Here is a 17,213-nt window from a genome sequence, read left to right as displayed (position 1 = left end):
ACGCGGACCGCGCGATTTTCATCGGCGCACCGCGAGCGAAAGGACGGAAAGTCATGAGCCGTGCCGAGAGCCGTCCGCCGTCGTACGGACCCACCCGCGGTCGTCCCCGTAGCGAGGCCGTGGAACAGGCCATCCTGGAGGGGGTGATGAAGCTTCTAGAGGACGGCGTCCCGCTGGCCGATCTCTCCGTCGAGCGCATCGCCCGCACCGCCGGCGTCGGCAAGGCTGCCATCTACCGCCGCTGGAGCGACAAGGAGGATCTCTTCGTCGACGTCATGCGCGCCGCTGAGCCTGCCGAGCGCGAACTCCCCGGTACGTCGATGCGGGACGACCTGGTCGTTCTGCTGGAGTCACTGCGCCAACGCAGTCTGGCCGGCCGCTCCTCGGCGATCCTGCACAACGCGCACGCCCAGATGAGAAGCAGCCCCAAGATATGGGCCGCCTACCATGCCGACGTGATCACTCCCCGCCGCGACCTCGGGCTGGAGATCCTCCGGCGAGGCCGGCAGAACGGGGAACTGCGTACGGACGTCGACCCGGAGCTGGCCATCGACCTGTTCGTCGGCCCCCTGCTCATCCGCTCGTTCGCGCGCCCCGAACCCGACCTCCCTGACGGACTGGCCGAACAGATCGTCGACACCGTCCTCCACGCCCTACGGCCCGTGAGCTCCCCGAGCGGTTGACCAGAAAGAGCGAACTAGCCTCGCGCGGCGAACGCGGCGGCCGCTTCCTCGAAGGACGCGGGGTCACGGCCGAGCAGCATCCGCAAAACATTGCTGTTGCCGCGCAGGCCGTGCCGGTCGTAGTCCTGCCACATGGCACGCATGTCGGGGCCCCGGGACGGATCGTCGGCCACTCCTGGCGGGAGCGGCGCCTCCGCCCAGTCGACCGTCCTCGCCTCGAGCTCCACACCTCGTGCACGGCCCGCGATGCGCAGAGCCTCGGCGGGCGTGGTGGTGGGTCCCGCCAGCTCGTAGGTCGCCGAGTCGTGGCCCTGCTCGGACAGCACCTTGACGCCGACTTCCGCGAGTTCACGCAGGTCGATGAAGGAGAACCGGTGATGGACGTCGAACGGCACGTCGACCTGCCCGGCGGGAGCCCTTCCCCACGTCGACAGGACGATCTGGGCGAACATCGAGGGCTGGAGGATCGTCCATTCCAGATCCGAACCCCGCACGGTGGCCTCGGCGTTCGCCTTGCGCAGGTGGTGACGCAGCCCCGGGGTGTGCGGGTGGAGGACGGACAGGTACACGAACCGGCGCGCGCCCGCGTGCTCGGCCGCCTCGAGTGCCCTGGTCGCGAAGGCATCCTCCTCCGGGTGGAACGCCGGAGGGATCATGAACACGGAGTCGGCGTTCTTCACCGCCTGGCGGACTGAGTCGGGCTCCGCGAGATCGGCCTCGACGATCTCGTCGGCGCCCAGGGCGGCCACCCGTTCACGGCCCGCCGGCCCGTGCACCACTGCGCGGACCCTGAACGGAGACCGCCGCGCCGCCTCCAACAGGTACGAACCACAGAGCCCGGCCGCCCCGATCACCGCGAGCAAGGGCGGCTCTTCGCTGCGTACGGCTTCGGTTTCGGACACTTTCCGGTTTCCTCTCACTGGATCCTCGATGGCTCCGCAGAGCACGCTGATGGACTCGTGCCGCGGATCAGGGATTGATCACGGGCATCCACATGGGTTCGTCGCGGCGTTTTACGGCGTCGACGGCCCCCATCACGTCGCTGAGCGGGAACCGGTGGGTGATGAGCTCATCAGCGGTGAGGGCGCCGGTCTCCAGCAGGCGCAGGACTTCCAGCGCGTCGTTGCGGGTACAGGCGCGGGTGCCGATGAACCGCCACATGTTCAGCATGAGTGCCAACGGTGGCTGCGGCAGCGGGGTGCGGTTGCCTCCCATGTGCACCAGTGCGCCGCCGGCCGCGAGCCCGCCCATGACCTGACCGGTGACCGGCCCGTCGGGGACGTAGTCGAGGACCGCGTGTGCTCCGCCGGGTGCCAGTTCGCGCAGTCGGTCGGCGAGTGCGCCGGCGGCTGCCCAGTCATCGGGGAGTTCGTCCAGGGCGACGATGGTGGCCGGGATGCCACCGGACAGTTCCGCGACGGCCTTGAGCCGGTCACTGTGGCGGCCGACGAGGATGAGGTCGGCGACACCGAAGTGCTTCGCGAGCTTGACCGTCGCGGTGCCCATGGCACCGGTCGCGGCGGTGACGACGACGGTGGATCCCATCGGCAGCTCGGCCCACTTGAACGCGCGTACGGCGTTGGCCAGGGTGTGCACCTTGGCCGCGACGTCGAAGCTGATGGATTGAGGCAGCGGGTCGACCAGCCAGTACGGGAGGCGCACGTACTCCGCGAGCACGCCGTTGTGGTACTCGTCGTAGAGCGGCATCGCGGAATCGTTGAAGGCGGCGTAGCCCATCATGGACTGCTGCGGGCACATCATGTCGCGGTCGGTACGACAGTAGATGCAGGTGCGGCAGTTCAGGAAGGTGTGCGCCCGGACCCGGTCGCCGATGTGGACGCCGGTGGCGTCGCTGCCGACGGCGGCGATGGTGCCGGCGCCCTCGAAGCCGAGGGTGGTGGGCAGATGCTTGAACGCACCCATTTTGAGAAGGTGCATGATGCCCGGGGCCAGGCCGGCCGATGCGACCCGCACGACGACGTCCATCGGACCGGGCTCGGGGACGGGGATGTCCTCCAGGACGAGGGTGCTGGCGTCGCGCTGGGCGCGCAGGGCGAGCATCGTGGTCATGAGTGGACCTCCGCGTCGAGGGCCGCGAGCCGTTCGGCTGAGTAGGGTTCGGCGGTACGGGAGGTCTTGGCGACCTGCGGGACCTCGCCGCGCGAGAGCAGGCTGACGTAGTCGCCCGCCTCGGTCGAGACGCTGGCGTGCGAGATTCCGAGCGGGATGCGCACGAAATCGCCGGGCTCGAGGTCGACGAGGCCGTGCTGGGTGATCAGGGTGCGGTGGCCGTTGGCCTGGTACTGGATCTCGTCGGCATCGAGAGTGCGGCGGTAGCGGCGTTCACCGCCGGGCACGGTGGTGACCAGGCCGATGCGGATGCGCTCGGTGCCGTACAGCCAGGTGGTGTCCTGGCCACGATCGGGGCGCAGTACCTGTATCCGGCGGTCGTCGCTGTGAACGTGTTCGAGCAGTCGCTGTTCATCGACCCCGAAGATGGTGATGTCACGACCGGGTGTGCCCAGGTTCCAGCTGACGGCTTCGTTGGCCGGTGCGGGTTGCCAGCCGGGAAACGGCGGGAACACCGCCTGGGACTCGCGCTGAGCCGGTACCAGCTCGGCGACCGGCGCGGGGATGTAGAACAGCAGGTGGCTTGCGGCCCGGCTGTAGTTGTCGTGGGCCACGCCCCGGGGGATGCGGGAGAACTCGCCTGCCCGGTGCTCGACCACGCCGAGTTCGGTCATCAGGGTGCGCTCGCCGGCGATCTGGTAGCAGAGCTCGTCCACGTCGCAGTTGCGGTGGTAGAACGGCTGCCGGCCGTCCAGCTTCTGCCACTCGACGCGGATCTCGTCGTTCTCGTACACACCGCGTGGCGGGGCGTACGCCTCTTCCTGGTACTCCTGCGGGTAATGCACCACGGTCAGGGGCGGGTGCTCGTCCCACAGCTTCATGGGCACCTTGGACGGATGCGGCGGCGCCAGCAGCAGGTGCTCGTCGCGGACGACGCTCTGCAGCGGCTGGTCCGATGCCATGACCATGAGGTCCTCGTTGACACTCACGGCAACCTCCTCGTTCTGGGTTGCGTCGCGTAATGCGGCTCAGGTGGTCAGCGGATCCCACTGCTCGGAGTTCGGCGGGATCGGGGTCAGGGCACGATCGGGGTTTCGGCTCGATCGTTGCTGCCTGCTATTTCTTTCGTCCCCAGAACATCTCGATGCCGCGCCATTCCATCAGCTGCGGGCTGTCGACCGTGTCCCCGAAGGCTTCGCGGACCTCCTCGCCGGACCAGTAGGGAATGTCTGCCACCGGGACCTGCTGAAACAGCTTGTCGAACCATTGCCGGAGATGGACGTCCGAGTTGATGCGCGCGGTGAACGTCGGCCCTTTCAGGACCGACTCGGCCAGCACGATGCGGCGGCCCGGCTTCATCACGCGCAGCAGGTCCCTGGCCGCCTCCTCCCAGTCGTCGCTGTGCTGGGTCGCCTGGAGCACTGCGACGCAGTCGTACTCCTCGTCGGCCTTCGAGTCGGCGTAGTCCCAGCGCCAGCAGCCGGTCTGGCCGTTCCGTCCGGGGAGCCGGCCCAAGACCGCCTTCCGCCCGTCGTGGATGATCTCCACCTCATCCACGACGCCGTCCGGTCCCACGATCTCCCGCATGTCTTCCACCCACCCCGCGGGGGCGATGCCCTCGCCGATGAGCAGGACCTTGTCCCCGGCACGGAGTTCGAGGAGACCGTAGACGATTTCGGAGATCGGCCGGGCCAGCTCCCTCCAGATGTAGGGCAGCCCGCCGGCGATCGACACGGCGGTCCCCCACTTGTTCTGCAGGTCGCTGTCGTGGACTTCCTTCCCGAACATCTCCTCGTCCCACGGCTGGATGTGGTCCCACGGGTTTCCGCCGCCGAAACTGCTCTTGGGGTCGCTGCTCACCTGATTGCCTCCTGCTACTGGGCCGTCGCACCTGCGACGGCCGCCAGAATTGACGTTTTCTGACTCGACGCCGCCACGGCTCCGGCGTCCTCAGGTTGACCTCCGCGCGTCAGGCGCAGGTGTTCACGAGGGTGCCGATGCCCTGGATCTCGATCCGGACCTCGTCACCGGTCCGTAGGAACAGGCCTTGTTTGTGCCCGACCCCGGCCGGGGTTCCGGTGGCGATCACGTCGCCGGGTTCGAGGGTGGTCTGCCGCGAGAGGTAGGAGACCAGCGCGGAAACCGGGTGGATGAGCTGGGAGGTACGCGCGTCCTGGCGCAGCTCGCCGCCGACCCAGGTGCGCAGGTGCAGGTCATCGGGGTCGGCGAACTCGTCGAGGGTGGCCAGTGCGGGGCCCATGGGGGTGAAGGTGTCGAAGCTCTTGGCCGCGGTGACGTTGGCGGCCCGGCCGGGAACGCGTCCCTTCTGGACATCGCGCGCGCTGACGTCGTTGCAGATCGTGAAGCCGGCGACGAACGAGTACGCGTCCGCCTCCGAGACGTCGGTGGCGCGCCTGCCGATGACGACCGCGAGTTCGCCTTCGTAGTCCACCTCGTCCGGAGCCACCTTCGGGAAACGGATCCGCTCTCCCGTGCCGATCACCGAGGACGGAGCCTTCAGGAAGACGACCGGATCCTCCGCCGTGCCGGCGTACCCCACCTCGGTGCGGTGGCCGGCGTAGGCGTAACCCACTGCCCAGATCTTGGAGGGTCTCGGGAGGGGGGCGATGAGCTGGGCCTGGGCCGTGGGTACACGGTCACGGACCGCAGCCGTGGCGATGGCGGTGAGGTCGATGCCGGCCTGGAGGGCGGCACCGATGTCCGTCGCGTCGAGGTCGAGGAAGGCGACGGTTTCGCCGTCGTCCTCCAGCCTGCCGATTCCCTTGGCAGTGCTGACGAGCCTGGTCACAGGGCCACCGCTTGGTTGTCGAGGCGCAGCAGCTCGTCCTCGGGGTCACCGGCACGGTAGCGGGTGACGAAGCGATCGGGGTTGAGCTCCAGGCCGGAGGGGTTCGCCGCGAAGACGGGCCCGGACATGAAGGCCACCTCTTCCTCGATGGTGGCGAAGTTGGCGCAGGAGAACTCGACGATGTTCCCGTCCGGGTCGCGGTAGTAGAAGCTGGTGGCCTGGCCGTGGTTGGCGGCACGGTGCGGGCGGGCGCCGATGGACGCCATGTGCTCGAACTGGGTGACCAGTTCGCCCAGCGAGCCGACACCGAACTGGAAGTGATGCAGCCCCGGCCCGGAGGCGTCGGTCCCGATCAGGCTGTCGATGCCGAACAGCGCGAGGACCTGAGTGTGCGGGGCATCATGCACACGGAAGAAGCCCAGTCGGACGTCGACCGCCCGTTCGGGCATCCCCGCGGGACGCGGCGGGGCATCGGGGTCCGGGGTCCGCTCGTAGAACGGGCCGTGTCCCAGTACGTGTGTGTAGAAGGCGGCCATGTCGTCGTAGCGGCCGGTCTTGAGCACGACTTCGGCTATCTGCAGCGCGACGGCTTGGGTCTCGGTGGCCGCGGGGGCGGCCGTGCTCTGGGGGGTCGTCGTCATCGTGGGGGCCTCCTTGCCCGTCAGACGGTGGGGTGCAACGGCCTCGATGTGCGGTGCGTGATCCGCCACCGTCCGCCCGAGTGGCGGAACCGGTGGACGGTGTTGAGGACGCGGTCCAAGACGTAGGCGCCGTCGGGCTGCCGGACGTGCAGCAGAACCATGTTCTGCAACTCGACCCGCTTGTCGCCGCTTCCGTTGTCCTCGTCGTCCTGGGCGGTGGCGACCTCGTTGGCGAGCACATGGACGGTCTGCCGTCCGGTGTCGGCCTCTCGTGCCTTGAGGAACCCGAGTATCTCTTCACGCCCGCGGAAGACCCGGCCGTGCGCCTCGAACTCCGCGTCGTCGGCGAAAGCGCCGATCCCGGCGGTGGCGCGGCCACCGTCGATGTCGCGGTGGTAGCTGACGGCCAAGGCACGACAGTGGCCCACAGCATCGCTTCGATCGGCCGGAGACACCACGACGTCGCTCCCATCTCTTGAACCGGGGTCAAGCGTAGCACCGCACCTATCTTGTCGATAGGCGTCCGTTCGTCATGCTCTTCCACAGAACGCTCTGGGCGTGTAATTCTGACTCGGGTTCAAGAGGTTGGGTCGCGACTGATCCAAGCCGTGCTGAGGAAGGCAGGTCCCCTGTGTCTGACCGCAACAAGAGAGCTGGATCGCGGCGTGTCCTGGTCGTGGGGGCCGGACCCGTGGGTCTCTCGCTCGCGATCGAGCTGGGGTGGCGTGGTGTGCCGGTGACGGTGATCGATCAGGGCGACGGCCGCGTGCCCTTCCCGGCGGGCGAGGCGATCTTCTCCCGCACCATGGAGCACCTTCGGCGCTGGGGCTGCGCGGAAAGGGCGCGCGCGGAGTCGGCACCGCCCACGGACTATCCGCACCGGACGGTGTTCGCCACGTCAGTGACGGGACACGTACTCGCCGAATTCGACTACGGGGTCACGAACCGATCTCCCGGCACGTACGGCCCGTTGACGCCGGAGGGCCCCGCGTTCCTCTCCAAGTTCTCGTTCCTGCCGTTGCTCGAACGGACGGCGCGAGGTCTGCCCTCGGTCGAGATCAGGTTCGCCACACGCCTGGAGACGTTCGAGCAGGACTCCGACGGTGTCCTCGCCGTCGTGCGTGACCTGGAGAGCGGCGCCTCCGAGACACTGGCCGGCGACTACCTCGTAGCCTGTGACGGTGGCCGCAGCAGCGTCCGGCGGGCCCTGGGCGTCGAGTTCGAGGGCATGTTCGCGCAGGGCCAGAACTTCGCGGTGCATTTCCGCGCGCCGCACCTGTCGGACCTGCTCCGGGAGCGGTTGGGCGGCCCGGCGGTGCAGATCCACACGCTGTCGTCGGCGCGCAGGCCGTACGTCACGGTGGTCAACGGAGTGGACGAGTGGCGGCTCTCCGTCTATCTCGAGCAGGAGCCGGAGCCCGGGGACGCGGTCGCCTGGGTGCATGAAGCCGTCGGTGCGCCCATCGACGTGGAGATACTCGCCGCCCAGCCCTGGAGCGGGCACTGCGTCGTGGCCGGCAGCTACCGTGCGGGACGGGTGTTCCTCGCGGGTGACGCGGCGCATCTGTTGTGGCCCAAGGGAGGCTTCGGTGCCAATACCGGGATCGGCGACGCCGTCGACCTCGGCTGGAAGCTCGCCGCGGTCCTCCAGGGCTGGGGAGGCCCCGCGCTGCTCGACAGCTACGAACTGGAGCGGCGGCCGATCGCCGTCCGCAACGTCACGGAGGCATCGAGCAACTGGAGGTCCGACTCCCAGCTGGCGCCCGACGCCGCACTCGGCCGCGCGGACGCGGAGGGCGACCGGGCCCGCGGTGAGATGGGCGAGATGATCCGCAGGTGGCGGGGCAAGGAGTTCCGCTGCACGGGCGTGCAGCTCGGATACCGCTACGGCGGCTCCCCGATCTGCGTGCCGGACGGCACCCCGGAGCCGCCCGACGAGCCGGACGACTACGTCCCGTCCACCTGGCCCGGTTGCCGGGCACCGCACGTCCGGCTGCCCGACGGCAGCTCGGTGCTCGACCACTTCGGCCGCGGCTTCGTGCTCGTGGTCTCGGGGACGGCGGACCCGTCCCCGCTGGTGAAGGCCGCGCGCCGGCGGGGCGTGCCGTTGACGGTGCTGCCCCTTGCCGATCCGGCCGGGGCGAGGCTCTACGAGCGGCCGCTGGTACTGGTCCGCCCCGACGGACACGTCGGGTGGCGGGGCGAGCAGGCTCCCGCCGACCCCGTCGCGGTGCTCGACCGGCTGCGCGGGGCAGCAGAGAGCGGGAATCCGGCCGCTGATTCGGTCATGGTGACCGAGGCTGTCCCGGCGAAAGCCGGTACTCGCCAACTCTGACGCGCAGCGTCCGGCGTCATGCCTTCCTGACCGGTGAACGCCCGGCCAGGACGGACTCCATCAGGAAACGGATCATCTCGTGGGCCGGTCGGTTCCGGTCGTTGGGCACGTTCGCGCCTTCGAACACGGCGACCACGACATCACGGAGGAGCGCGGCATCGATGTCGGGGGCGCCGTCGAGGCCGTGTTCGGCCATGACCTCGTCGACCAGTCCGACGATCCAGTCCAGGAAGGTGTTGTGGGCGGCACGAACCGCCTCGGAATGCGGAAGTCGGTCGTGCATGGCCTGGTGCAGCGGCCGTGAATAGCGCATGTCGGACAGCCCGCGCACCAGCCGGCTCAGTGGGTCGGCGCCCGCCTGCTCGGCGTTGAGGGTGCGGATCTCGCGGCTGAGCATCCGGTCCATCACCGCGGCGAAGATGTCGTCCTTCGAGTCGAAGTACCAGTAGACGTTGCCCCTGGCCACCCCGGCGGCGGCGCTGATGTCCGCCATGGTGGTCTTGTCGTAGCCCTTGGCGAGAAAAAGCTCGGTGGCCGCGGCTAGCAGATCACCCGCCCGCTCTTCACGGGGGATCTGTTGGCGGTTCCGCGGCATCCCGGGCTCCTCTGATGTGTTCAGCTCGTCTCAACTGAGTGTAGACAGCGAGCCGAACCGGCCTGGGGGCAATCACAGTCAAGGGACATGGCTGTGCCCCCTGCTCCGTGGGAGGGGGACACAGAGCAGAGGACACAGAGCAGGGGACACAGCCGCCTCGGTTTGCTGACCGGAGCTTCGGCGTCCGTGAACGGACGTCGGCCGAAGGCACGGTCCGGTGGGGTTACGGCAGCAGGACGATTTTCCCGCTGGTGTGACCGGTCATGATCTGGCGATGGGCGGCAGCGGCCTCGCGAAGCGGGTAACTGCCGGCGATCAGGACCCTCAGTCGCCCTGCCTCCACGGCCTCGGTGAGCTGTAGGCGGGCGGCGGCGCGGACGTCCGTGCCCGGATCGGCGCCGGGCGAGCCGCCGAGGAGCTTGATGCCCGCCTGGGCCCCACGCGCGAAGCCCGCGATGGTGGCGATGCGGGAACGGTCCGCCACGAGTTCCACGGAGACGTCCACCGCCTCGTCGGTTCCCACCAGGTCGGCTGCCGCGTGGACGCCCTCCGGTGCCGCCGCGCGTACCCGGTCGGCCAGGCCGGGCCCGTACGCGATCGGGATCGCTCCGAGGTCGCGCAGCAGGTCGTGTTTGGCCGGGCTTGCCGTTGCCAGGACAGTGGCGCCGCGCGCCACCGCCAGCTGCACGGCCATCAGGCCGACTCCTCCGGCGGCGCCGTGGATCAGCACCGCGTCGTCCTTGCCCACGCCGATCGCCTCGAGGACGTGTACGGCGGTGGCACCGGCGGCCATCAGCCCGCCGGCCTCCTCCCAGGACAACCCGGCGGGCTTCGGCACCACCGACGAGGCCGGCACGACGAGTTCGGCGGCGTACGCGCCGGACGCCCGATAGGCGATCACCTCGTCGCCGACCTCGACCGGACCTGCGGGGCCGCTCGCCTGGGCGCCCACCGCGATCACCACGCCCGCCGCCTCGGCCCCGAGCCGTAGGGGCAGGTTCGCGGGATCGGTCCCGAAGACGCCGCTGTACACCTTCTGATCGAAGGGGTTGACGCCGGCCGCACGGACCGCGATGCGCACCTGGCCCGGCCCGGGCTCCGCAACTGCTTCGTCGATCACCGACAGGACCTCGGGACCGCCGTATGCGCCTGCTACTACTACGTCGCTCATGTCAGTAACCAACTCTGTATCGGAGGGGCACATTCCCGTCCACTGGTGTCGACAACACCTCCGCCGCCCCGTCTCCGGCAAAGAGGTCCCTCATTTGCCGAAGCCTGCCGTGAGCCCGCTGATGAGCTGGCGGCGGCCGAGGATGTAAAGGGCGAGGATCGGCAGCGTGGAGAGGACCACCGCGGCCAGGATCGCCGGGATGTTGATCGTGAACTCGCCCTGGAAACTCCACACGAACAACGGCAGGACCCGCTTGTCGGGGCTCTGGGTCAGGATCAGCGGGAAGAGGAAACCGTTCCAGACGTTCAGGGCGTCGTAGATCGTGACCGTGATCAGGGCGGGGCGCGACAGCGGCGCGGCCAGGCTCCAGAGCATCCGCCAGTGGCCGGCGCCGTCCGCGCGCATGGACTCGTACAACTCGTCGGGGATGTCACGCAGGAAGTTGACCAGGATGATCACCGTGAGCGGGATCGCGAACGCCGCCGACGGGAGCACGATCGCGAGCAGGGTGTCGTACATCTGAGCCTTGGCGATCAGGTAGTACACCGGGATGATCGTGGCCTGCAGCGGGATGGCGAGTCCCAGCAGGAAGACGCTGAACGCCCAGCGCAGCGCCCGGCTGGTGCCGCGGACGATGGCATACGCGGCCAGGAACGACACCACGAGGGTCAGCAGCGTGGCGCCGACGGTGACCAGAGCGCTGTTGAGGAGGTAGTGGGTGAAGCCGCTGTCGAGGACCAGGCGGTAGTTCTCCAGGGTGGGGCTGGTCGGCAGGGCGAGCGGGTTGGCGTCGAAGAAGCCCTCGCGAGTGCGCAGGCTGGTGACGACGACCCAGTAGACCGGGACGAGGACGACCACCAGCCAGAGCACACCGCCCAGGGCACCGAGGGGGTTGGTGCCGCGCAGACGGGCCAGGCGGCCGGGTGTCCCCGCGGTTGTCGGTGTCGGGTGGGCCTGGGAGTCGGTGGACGGGGCGTGGGAGAGCGCGGACATCACATTCCTGCCTGCTGGCTGCGCATCCGGTTGAAGCCGGAGAACCGGAGAAGGGCGAGGGAGAGCAGAAGTCCTGCCAGCACGAGCACCACGGAGATGGCGCTGGCGAGGCCCATCTGGTTGCTCTGGAACCCGGTGATGTACATGTCGAGCGGCAGGATGCGGGTGGCGTAGCCGGGGCCGCCGCCGGTGAGCACGAAGACGAGGTCGAAGTAGGTGAGCGAGCCGACGACCATCAACGTCGACGACGTGACGATGGTGTAGCGCAGCTGCGGCAGAGTGATGTGCCAGAACTGCTTGAGCCGGCCCGCGCCGTCGATCGAGGCGGCCTCGTACAGGGATGCCGGAATCTGCCGGGCTCCGGCCTGGTAGAGCAGCGTGTGGAACGGCACGAACTGCCAGGCGATGACGAACACGGCGGCGTAGAAGGCCAGTTGGGGGTCGCCCAGCCAGTCCTGTCCGAGGATCGGCAGGTCGAGGGCCGCCCCCAGGCCGAAGTTGGGGTCGAGCAGGTTCTTGAAGATGACGGCGATCGCGGCCGTGGAGATGAGCAGCGGGACGAAGTAGAAGACGGCGAGCAGGGCGCGGTAGCGCTGTTTGCCGGAGACGAAGACGCCCAGCAGGAGACTGATAGGGGTCTGCACGACCCAGGAGAACACCATCATCTTGGCGGTGAGCCAGAGGGCGTGCCGGGTGACGTCACTGGTCAGCGCCGTACGCCAGTTGTCGGTTCCCGCCCACGCCGGGCTTCCCAGTCCGTCCCAGCGGGTGAAGCTGAGGTAGACGACGATCGCCATCGGTACGAGCGCGAAGAGGGCGAAGAGCAGCAGGGCGGGCAGGGCCATGAGGAAGGGCGGGCCGCCTGCCCGGGACGCGTGCGACGGGGCGTCGGTGACGCTCGCACGGGACGCGTGCGGTGGCGCCTTGGAGACGCCGGCACTGCTCACTTCGCCGCCGCCTTGTCCATCTGCGCGCAGAACTGCTCCGGGCTGATCTGGCCGAGGAAGAGCTGGTCGAGGTGGGTGAGCAGTTCGTTGCCGAGTTCCGGGGTGAGGGCCTGGTCCCAGGAGAGCTGGAAGCTCTTGGCGTCGCGGGCGAGGTGGTAGACGTACGTCGTCCAGTCGGCGTTGTCCGTGGCCTTGAGCTTGGTGTCCAGGTCCTTCACCGGCGGGACGTCGCCGTTCTTGAGGAGGCTGTCGACGTAGGTGTCGTTGTAGACGCCGTCCTTGAGGTACGACACCGCCGTCTTCCTCTCCTTGGCGCTCGCCTTCCCGGACAGCGAGAAGAAGTTCGCCGTGTTGCCGACGATGTTCGTCGCGTCGCCCTTGCCGCCGGCGACAGCCGGGAAGCCGGTCCAGCCCAGGTGACCCTCGGAGACGAACTTCGGCGAGCCGGTGTTGATGGTGCCGTACCCCCAGCTGCCCTGGAGGATCATCGCGGCCTTGCCGGTGTACAGCTGGGCCTCGGCCTGGCCGGTGTCGGCGGAGACGGAGGTGAAGCCCTTGGCGAAGCCGCCCGCGTCCACCAGCTGCTTGATCATCTGGGCGGCCTTGAGAACGGCCGGGTCCGACCAGGCGCCCGTCTTGCCGGCGGCGATGTTCGCGAAGGTCTCCGGTCCGCCGACGCGGTCGACGAGATACTCCAGCCACATCAGGTCCGGCCACTTCGAAGCGCCGCCCATGGATATCGGGGCGACGCCCTCCGCCTTGAGCTTCTTCACGAGCGCGAGCAGGTCGTCCCAGGTCTTCGGCGGCTGGGCGCCGACCTGCTCGAGCAGCTCCTTGCTGTAGTAGAGCACCACGGGTTGCACGCCGTTGACGGGCATGCCGTAGACCTTGCCGTCGAAGGTCGCGGACTTGAGCACCGAGGGGAAGATGCGGTTCTTCCACTCGGGATCGGCGTCGAGATCGGAGGTGAGGTCGGCGACCTTGCCCGCGTCCACGTAGCTCTTCAGCCCGCCGCCGCCCCAGTTCTCGAAGAGCACGGGACCGTTGCCGGCGCCGACCGCGGTACGCAGCTTCTGCTTGTAGGGGTCGTTCTGGAAGTACTGGTAGGTGATCTCGCTGTCCGGGTGCGCCTTGTTCCACTCCGTGGCCGAGGCCCGGAAGGTCGCCTCCGACCCCTGGGTCAGCGCCCAGGCCAACGTGCCGTCTCCGCTGCCGCCGCCCGCGGTGCGCCCGCTGCTTCCGCAGGCGGCGAGGGTGAGGGTCAGAACTGCCGCCGAGGCGGTGATGAGGGCACGGGAAGGCATTCTCGGGGTCATCGTGAGCTCCTTCGGCTCTTCAGAGGTTCGATCGCGCTGGACGGCTCGTCGGGCTCGTCGGATGCTGTGAGCGCGGCTCGAAACTTTTCGAAACCTCTGCGTTTTCTGGCCGACAAATTAGGTGCGGTGTCGTCGTCGGTCAAGGTGTCGGGGACCAGAAATTTTTACGTTTCCCCAGCACTGGAACCTCGCGAAACCTTGCGCTACCTTCCCCGTAAACCAGCGAAAGGATCAGCATGGCGAAGAGAGTCGTCGAGCGGACGACCCTGACCGGCATCGCCGAGGCGGCCGGGGTCTCGGTGGCCACCGTCTCCAAGGTGGTCAACGGCCGCAGTGACGTCTCACCCGAGACCCGGGCGCGTGTCGAGCGGCTGCTGGTCGAGCACGACTACGTGGCTCGCGGGCCGGGCGGCGCGCAGTCGCCGGTGCGCACGATCGACCTGACCTTCGACCAGCTGGTCAACCCCAACAACCTGGTGATCACGCAGGGTGTGACTCAGGCCGCGTCCGAGGCCGGGGTCGATGTCGTCATCGGTACGGCGCCCGACGACCCGCTGGGCGCCGCCTGGGCCCGGAAGATCACCAATGCCGGGCGGGAGGGCGTCATCCTGGTGACGTCCGAGCTGACCGCCCGGCAGCGGGCGCAGTTCGCCCAGCACGACATCCCGCTCGTGCTCATCGACCCGATGAACGTGCCGGACGAGAGCGTGCCGAGCATCGGCGCGACGAACTTCAGCGGCGGCATGGCGGCGACCGAGCACCTGCTGAAGCTCGGCCACCGGCGGATCGCGATGATCGAGGGCCGGCACGACGCCGTCTGCAACACCGCCCGCCTGCACGGCTACCAGGCCGCGCTCACGGGCGCGGGCCTCACCCCCGATGCCCGGCTCATCAAGCGGGGGGCCTTCCGGTTCGAACCCGCCTACCAGGCAGCCCTGGAACTCTTCGCCCTGGACGAGCCGCCCACCGCCGTGTTCGCCGGCAACGATCTGGAGGCGTTCGGCGTCATCGAGGCCGCCCGTGTCCACGGGCTGCGGGTGCCGGACGACGTCAGTGTCGTCGGCTTCGACGACACCGCCGCGGCCCGCACCTCCGCCCCGCCCCTGACCACCGTCAGGCAGCCGTTCATCGAGATCGGCCGTGCCGCGCTGCGCACGCTGCTGCGCCTCGCGGCCGGCGAGCCCCTGGACAGTCACCGGGTGGAGCTGGCCACCCAGTTGGTGGTGCGGGCCTCGACCGCCCCGCCGTCCACCCACTCCTGAATCCCCCGCGCCCCACACCACCCCGAGGAACGCATCATGACCACACCTTGGGCCGATCCGGCCTGCCCTCGTGACGACAGGGTCGAGGCCCTGCTCGCGGAGATGACCCTGGAGGAGAAACTCGCCCAGCTCGGCAGCGCCTGGCCAGGCGTCGAGCGGGTCAGCGGCAACGTCGCACCGATGCAGGACGTCTTCGCCCGCCACACCGACTTCACCGAGGCCAGGAAGGACGGACTCGGCCACCTCACCCGCCCGTTCGGCACCAAGCCCGTCGAGCCACGCGAGGGAGCGCGGCAACTCGCCTTTCTGCAACGTGAGTTGATGGGCAGCACCCGGCTCGGTATCCCCGCCATCGCCCACGAGGAGTGCCTGACGGGTTTCACCACCCACCACGCAAGCGTCTTCCCCACCGCCCTCGCCTGGGCGGCCGCCTTCAACCCCGAACTCGTCGAACGCATGGCCCACGCCATCGGCACGAGCATGCGCCAGGTCGGCGTCCACCAGGGCCTCTCCCCCGTCCTCGACGTCGTACGCGACTACCGCTGGGGCCGCGTCGAGGAGACCCTCGGCGAGGACCCGTACCTGGTCGCCACCACCGGCACGGCCTATGTGCGCGGCCTGGAGAGCGCCGGGATCATCGCCACCCTCAAGCACTTCGCCGGCTACTCCGCCTCGAAGGCCGCCCGCAACCATGCACCCGTCTCCATGGGCCCGCGGGAGTTCGCCGACGTGATCCTGCCGCCGTTCGAGACGGCGATACGGGAGGGCGGCGCCCGCTCGGTCATGAACTCGTACGCCGATGTGGACGGCGTGCCGGCCGGGGCCGACGCCTCCCTGCTCACCCGACTGCTGCGCGAGGACTGGGGATTCGAGGGCACGGTCGTCTCGGACTACTGGTCCATCGCCTTCCTGCGCACCATGCACCGCATCGCCGCCACTGAGGGCGAGGCAGGCGCCCGCGCCCTCGCCGCGGGCATCGACGTCGAACTCCCCGACACCCTCTGCTACGGCGAGCCCCTCGCCGAACTCGTCCGCGAGGGAACTGTCTCGGCGGACCTCGTCGACCGGGCCGTACGCCGCGTACTGCGGCAGAAGATCGAACTGGGGCTGCTGGACGCCGACTTCGATCCGGACATCACCCCCGAGGGCCCCGTCGACCTCGACCCGCCCGCGCACCGGGCGATCGCCCGCGAACTGGCCGAGCAGAGCATCGTGCTGCTCGACAACCGGGACGGACTCCTCCCCCTGGCTCCGGACACCCGATCCATCGCCCTCATCGGGCCGTGTGCCGACGACGCCAACGCCTTCTTCGGCTGCTACTCCTTTCCCAATCACGTCCTCCCCCACCACCCCGGCCACGACAACGGCATCGAGGCCCGCACACTGCTGGGCGCCCTGGCCACGGAACTGCCCGGCACCCGAGTCGCGTACGAACAGGGCTGCCCCGTCAAGGACATCGACCGCGGCGGATTCGACGCGGCGGTGGAAGCGGCCCGGCGTGCGGACGTCTGCGTCGCCGTGGTCGGTGACCGCGCGGCCCTCTTCGGCCTCGGCACCTCCGGCGAGGGCTGCGACGCGGAAGGCCTCTCCCTGCCGGGCGTCCAGGACGAACTCGTCGAGGCCCTGCTGGCCACCGGCACCCCGGTCGTGCTTCTCGTCGTCTCCGGCCGCCCGTACGCGCTGGGTGCCTACGCCGACCGCGCGGCCGCCGTCGTGCAGGCCTTCTTCCCCGGCGAGGAGGGCGGCCCGGCCCTTGCCGGAGTGCTCTCCGGACGCATCAACCCGTCGGGCAAACTGCCGGTGCAGATCCCTCGGACGGCGGGCGGCCAGCCCGGCACCTACCTGCACGCCCCGCTCGGCGGCAACACCCAGGGCGTGAGCAACCTCGACCCCACGCCGGCCCATCCCTTCGGGCATGGACTGTCGTACACGACGTTCGCGTACGAGGGGTTCGAACTGAGCGCCGAGGAGATCCCCACCGACGGCGAGGTCGACATCAGCTGCCTGGTCCGCAACACCGGCGACCTCCCCGGCTCCGAGGTCGTCCAGCTCTACACCGCTGACCCCGTCGCCCAACTCCCCCGCCCGGTGACCCAGTTGACGGGTTTCGCCCGTGTCCACCTCGCCCCCGGCGAACAGCGCAGGGTCACCTTCCGCCTGCACACCGACCGCCTCGCCTACACCGGACCCGATCTGCACCGCATCGTCGAGCCCGGCGAGATCACCGTCATGCTCGGTACCTCCAGCACCGACATCCGGCTCACCGGCACGGTCCACCTCACCGGTCCGATCCGCCGCGTCGGACACGCGAGGGTTCTGCACACTCCGACGCGTATCGGCTGAGCCGTCGGTGTCCGCCTCCGGCCGCCTGCGACCGTCTGCGACCTGGGA

The 17,213-nt window shown here is 69.2% G+C and carries 16 protein-coding genes; 4 read left to right on the top strand and 12 right to left on the bottom strand.

Going from position 1 to position 17,213, the window contains the following annotated elements; translation table 11 throughout:
- Positions 1–53 precede the first annotated feature (53 nt).
- Complete coding sequence (locus tag OHA64_RS41920) at positions 54–683, top strand: TetR/AcrR family transcriptional regulator (RefSeq protein ID WP_405622427.1); 630 nt, start codon at positions 54–56, stop codon at positions 681–683.
- Positions 684–697: 14 nt separating this feature from the next.
- On the opposite strand, the gene OHA64_RS41915 is transcribed toward OHA64_RS41920, so the two are convergent.
- From OHA64_RS41915 to OHA64_RS41885, 7 genes are all read right to left on the bottom strand, one after another.
- Complete coding sequence (locus OHA64_RS41915; protein ID WP_405622426.1) at positions 698–1,585, bottom strand: SDR family oxidoreductase; 888 nt, start codon at positions 1,583–1,585, stop codon at positions 698–700.
- A gap of 67 nt (positions 1,586–1,652) precedes the next feature.
- Positions 1,653–2,753 (bottom strand): zinc-binding dehydrogenase, encoded by a 1,101-nt coding sequence (locus OHA64_RS41910; protein WP_405622425.1) that lies wholly within the window; start codon positions 2,751–2,753, stop codon positions 1,653–1,655.
- Complete coding sequence (locus OHA64_RS41905) at positions 2,750–3,742, bottom strand: hypothetical protein (RefSeq protein ID WP_405622424.1); 993 nt, start codon at positions 3,740–3,742, stop codon at positions 2,750–2,752. The genes OHA64_RS41910 and OHA64_RS41905 overlap by 4 nt, the downstream gene beginning before the upstream one ends.
- Before the next feature lie 127 nt (positions 3,743–3,869).
- Positions 3,870–4,613 carry a hypothetical protein gene (locus OHA64_RS41900; protein ID WP_405622423.1) on the bottom strand — a complete coding sequence of 248 codons (744 nt, stop codon included), beginning with the start codon at positions 4,611–4,613 and terminating at the stop codon, positions 3,870–3,872.
- A 109-nt stretch (positions 4,614–4,722) separates the two neighbouring features.
- The gene (locus tag OHA64_RS41895; protein ID WP_405622422.1) at positions 4,723–5,562 is read right to left on the bottom strand and encodes a fumarylacetoacetate hydrolase family protein; all 840 of its coding nucleotides are present in this window, start codon (positions 5,560–5,562) and stop codon (positions 4,723–4,725) included.
- Positions 5,559–6,203: a VOC family protein gene (locus tag OHA64_RS41890; RefSeq protein ID WP_405622421.1), complete on the bottom strand. Its 645-nt coding sequence runs from the start codon at positions 6,201–6,203 to the stop codon at positions 5,559–5,561. The genes OHA64_RS41895 and OHA64_RS41890 overlap by 4 nt, the downstream gene beginning before the upstream one ends.
- A gap of 20 nt (positions 6,204–6,223) precedes the next feature.
- A complete protein-coding gene (locus OHA64_RS41885; RefSeq protein ID WP_405622420.1) occupies positions 6,224–6,631 on the bottom strand; it encodes a nuclear transport factor 2 family protein in 408 nt (135 codons plus the stop codon).
- 104 nt (positions 6,632–6,735) lie between these two features.
- Between OHA64_RS41885 and OHA64_RS41880 the strand changes: the two genes are divergently transcribed.
- On the top strand, positions 6,736–8,538 hold the full coding sequence (locus OHA64_RS41880; protein ID WP_405622419.1) for an FAD-dependent monooxygenase: 1,803 nt from the start codon (positions 6,736–6,738) through the stop codon (positions 8,536–8,538).
- 16 nt (positions 8,539–8,554) lie between these two features.
- On the opposite strand, the gene OHA64_RS41875 is transcribed toward OHA64_RS41880, so the two are convergent.
- The 5 genes from OHA64_RS41875 to OHA64_RS41855 form a co-directional block, all read right to left on the bottom strand.
- Positions 8,555–9,133: a TetR/AcrR family transcriptional regulator gene (locus OHA64_RS41875; protein WP_405622418.1), complete on the bottom strand. Its 579-nt coding sequence runs from the start codon at positions 9,131–9,133 to the stop codon at positions 8,555–8,557.
- A 223-nt stretch (positions 9,134–9,356) separates the two neighbouring features.
- Positions 9,357–10,304, bottom strand: a complete 948-nt coding sequence (locus OHA64_RS41870) for a zinc-binding alcohol dehydrogenase family protein (protein ID WP_405622417.1) — start codon at positions 10,302–10,304, stop codon at positions 9,357–9,359.
- A gap of 90 nt (positions 10,305–10,394) precedes the next feature.
- Complete coding sequence (locus OHA64_RS41865) at positions 10,395–11,297, bottom strand: carbohydrate ABC transporter permease (protein ID WP_405622416.1); 903 nt, start codon at positions 11,295–11,297, stop codon at positions 10,395–10,397.
- Positions 11,297–12,142, bottom strand: a complete 846-nt coding sequence (locus OHA64_RS41860) for a carbohydrate ABC transporter permease (protein ID WP_405624341.1) — start codon at positions 12,140–12,142, stop codon at positions 11,297–11,299. The genes OHA64_RS41865 and OHA64_RS41860 overlap by 1 nt, the downstream gene beginning before the upstream one ends.
- A gap of 98 nt (positions 12,143–12,240) precedes the next feature.
- Positions 12,241–13,560 (bottom strand): extracellular solute-binding protein, encoded by a 1,320-nt coding sequence (locus OHA64_RS41855; protein ID WP_405622415.1) that lies wholly within the window; start codon positions 13,558–13,560, stop codon positions 12,241–12,243.
- A 236-nt stretch (positions 13,561–13,796) separates the two neighbouring features.
- Between OHA64_RS41855 and OHA64_RS41850 the strand changes: the two genes are divergently transcribed.
- On the top strand, positions 13,797–14,822 hold the full coding sequence (locus OHA64_RS41850) for a LacI family DNA-binding transcriptional regulator (protein WP_405622414.1): 1,026 nt from the start codon (positions 13,797–13,799) through the stop codon (positions 14,820–14,822).
- 36 nt (positions 14,823–14,858) lie between these two features.
- The gene (locus OHA64_RS41845; RefSeq protein WP_405622413.1) at positions 14,859–17,165 is read left to right on the top strand and encodes a glycoside hydrolase family 3 N-terminal domain-containing protein; all 2,307 of its coding nucleotides are present in this window, start codon (positions 14,859–14,861) and stop codon (positions 17,163–17,165) included.
- Positions 17,166–17,213 lie beyond the last annotated feature (48 nt).

The sequence above is a fragment of the Streptomyces sp. NBC_00076 genome (assembly GCF_045041235.1).
Classification (GTDB): Bacteria; Actinomycetota; Actinomycetes; order Streptomycetales; family Streptomycetaceae; genus Streptomyces.
The sequence above is the reverse complement of the archived record's forward strand: the minus strand, read 5'-3'. Positions and strand labels throughout refer to the sequence as shown.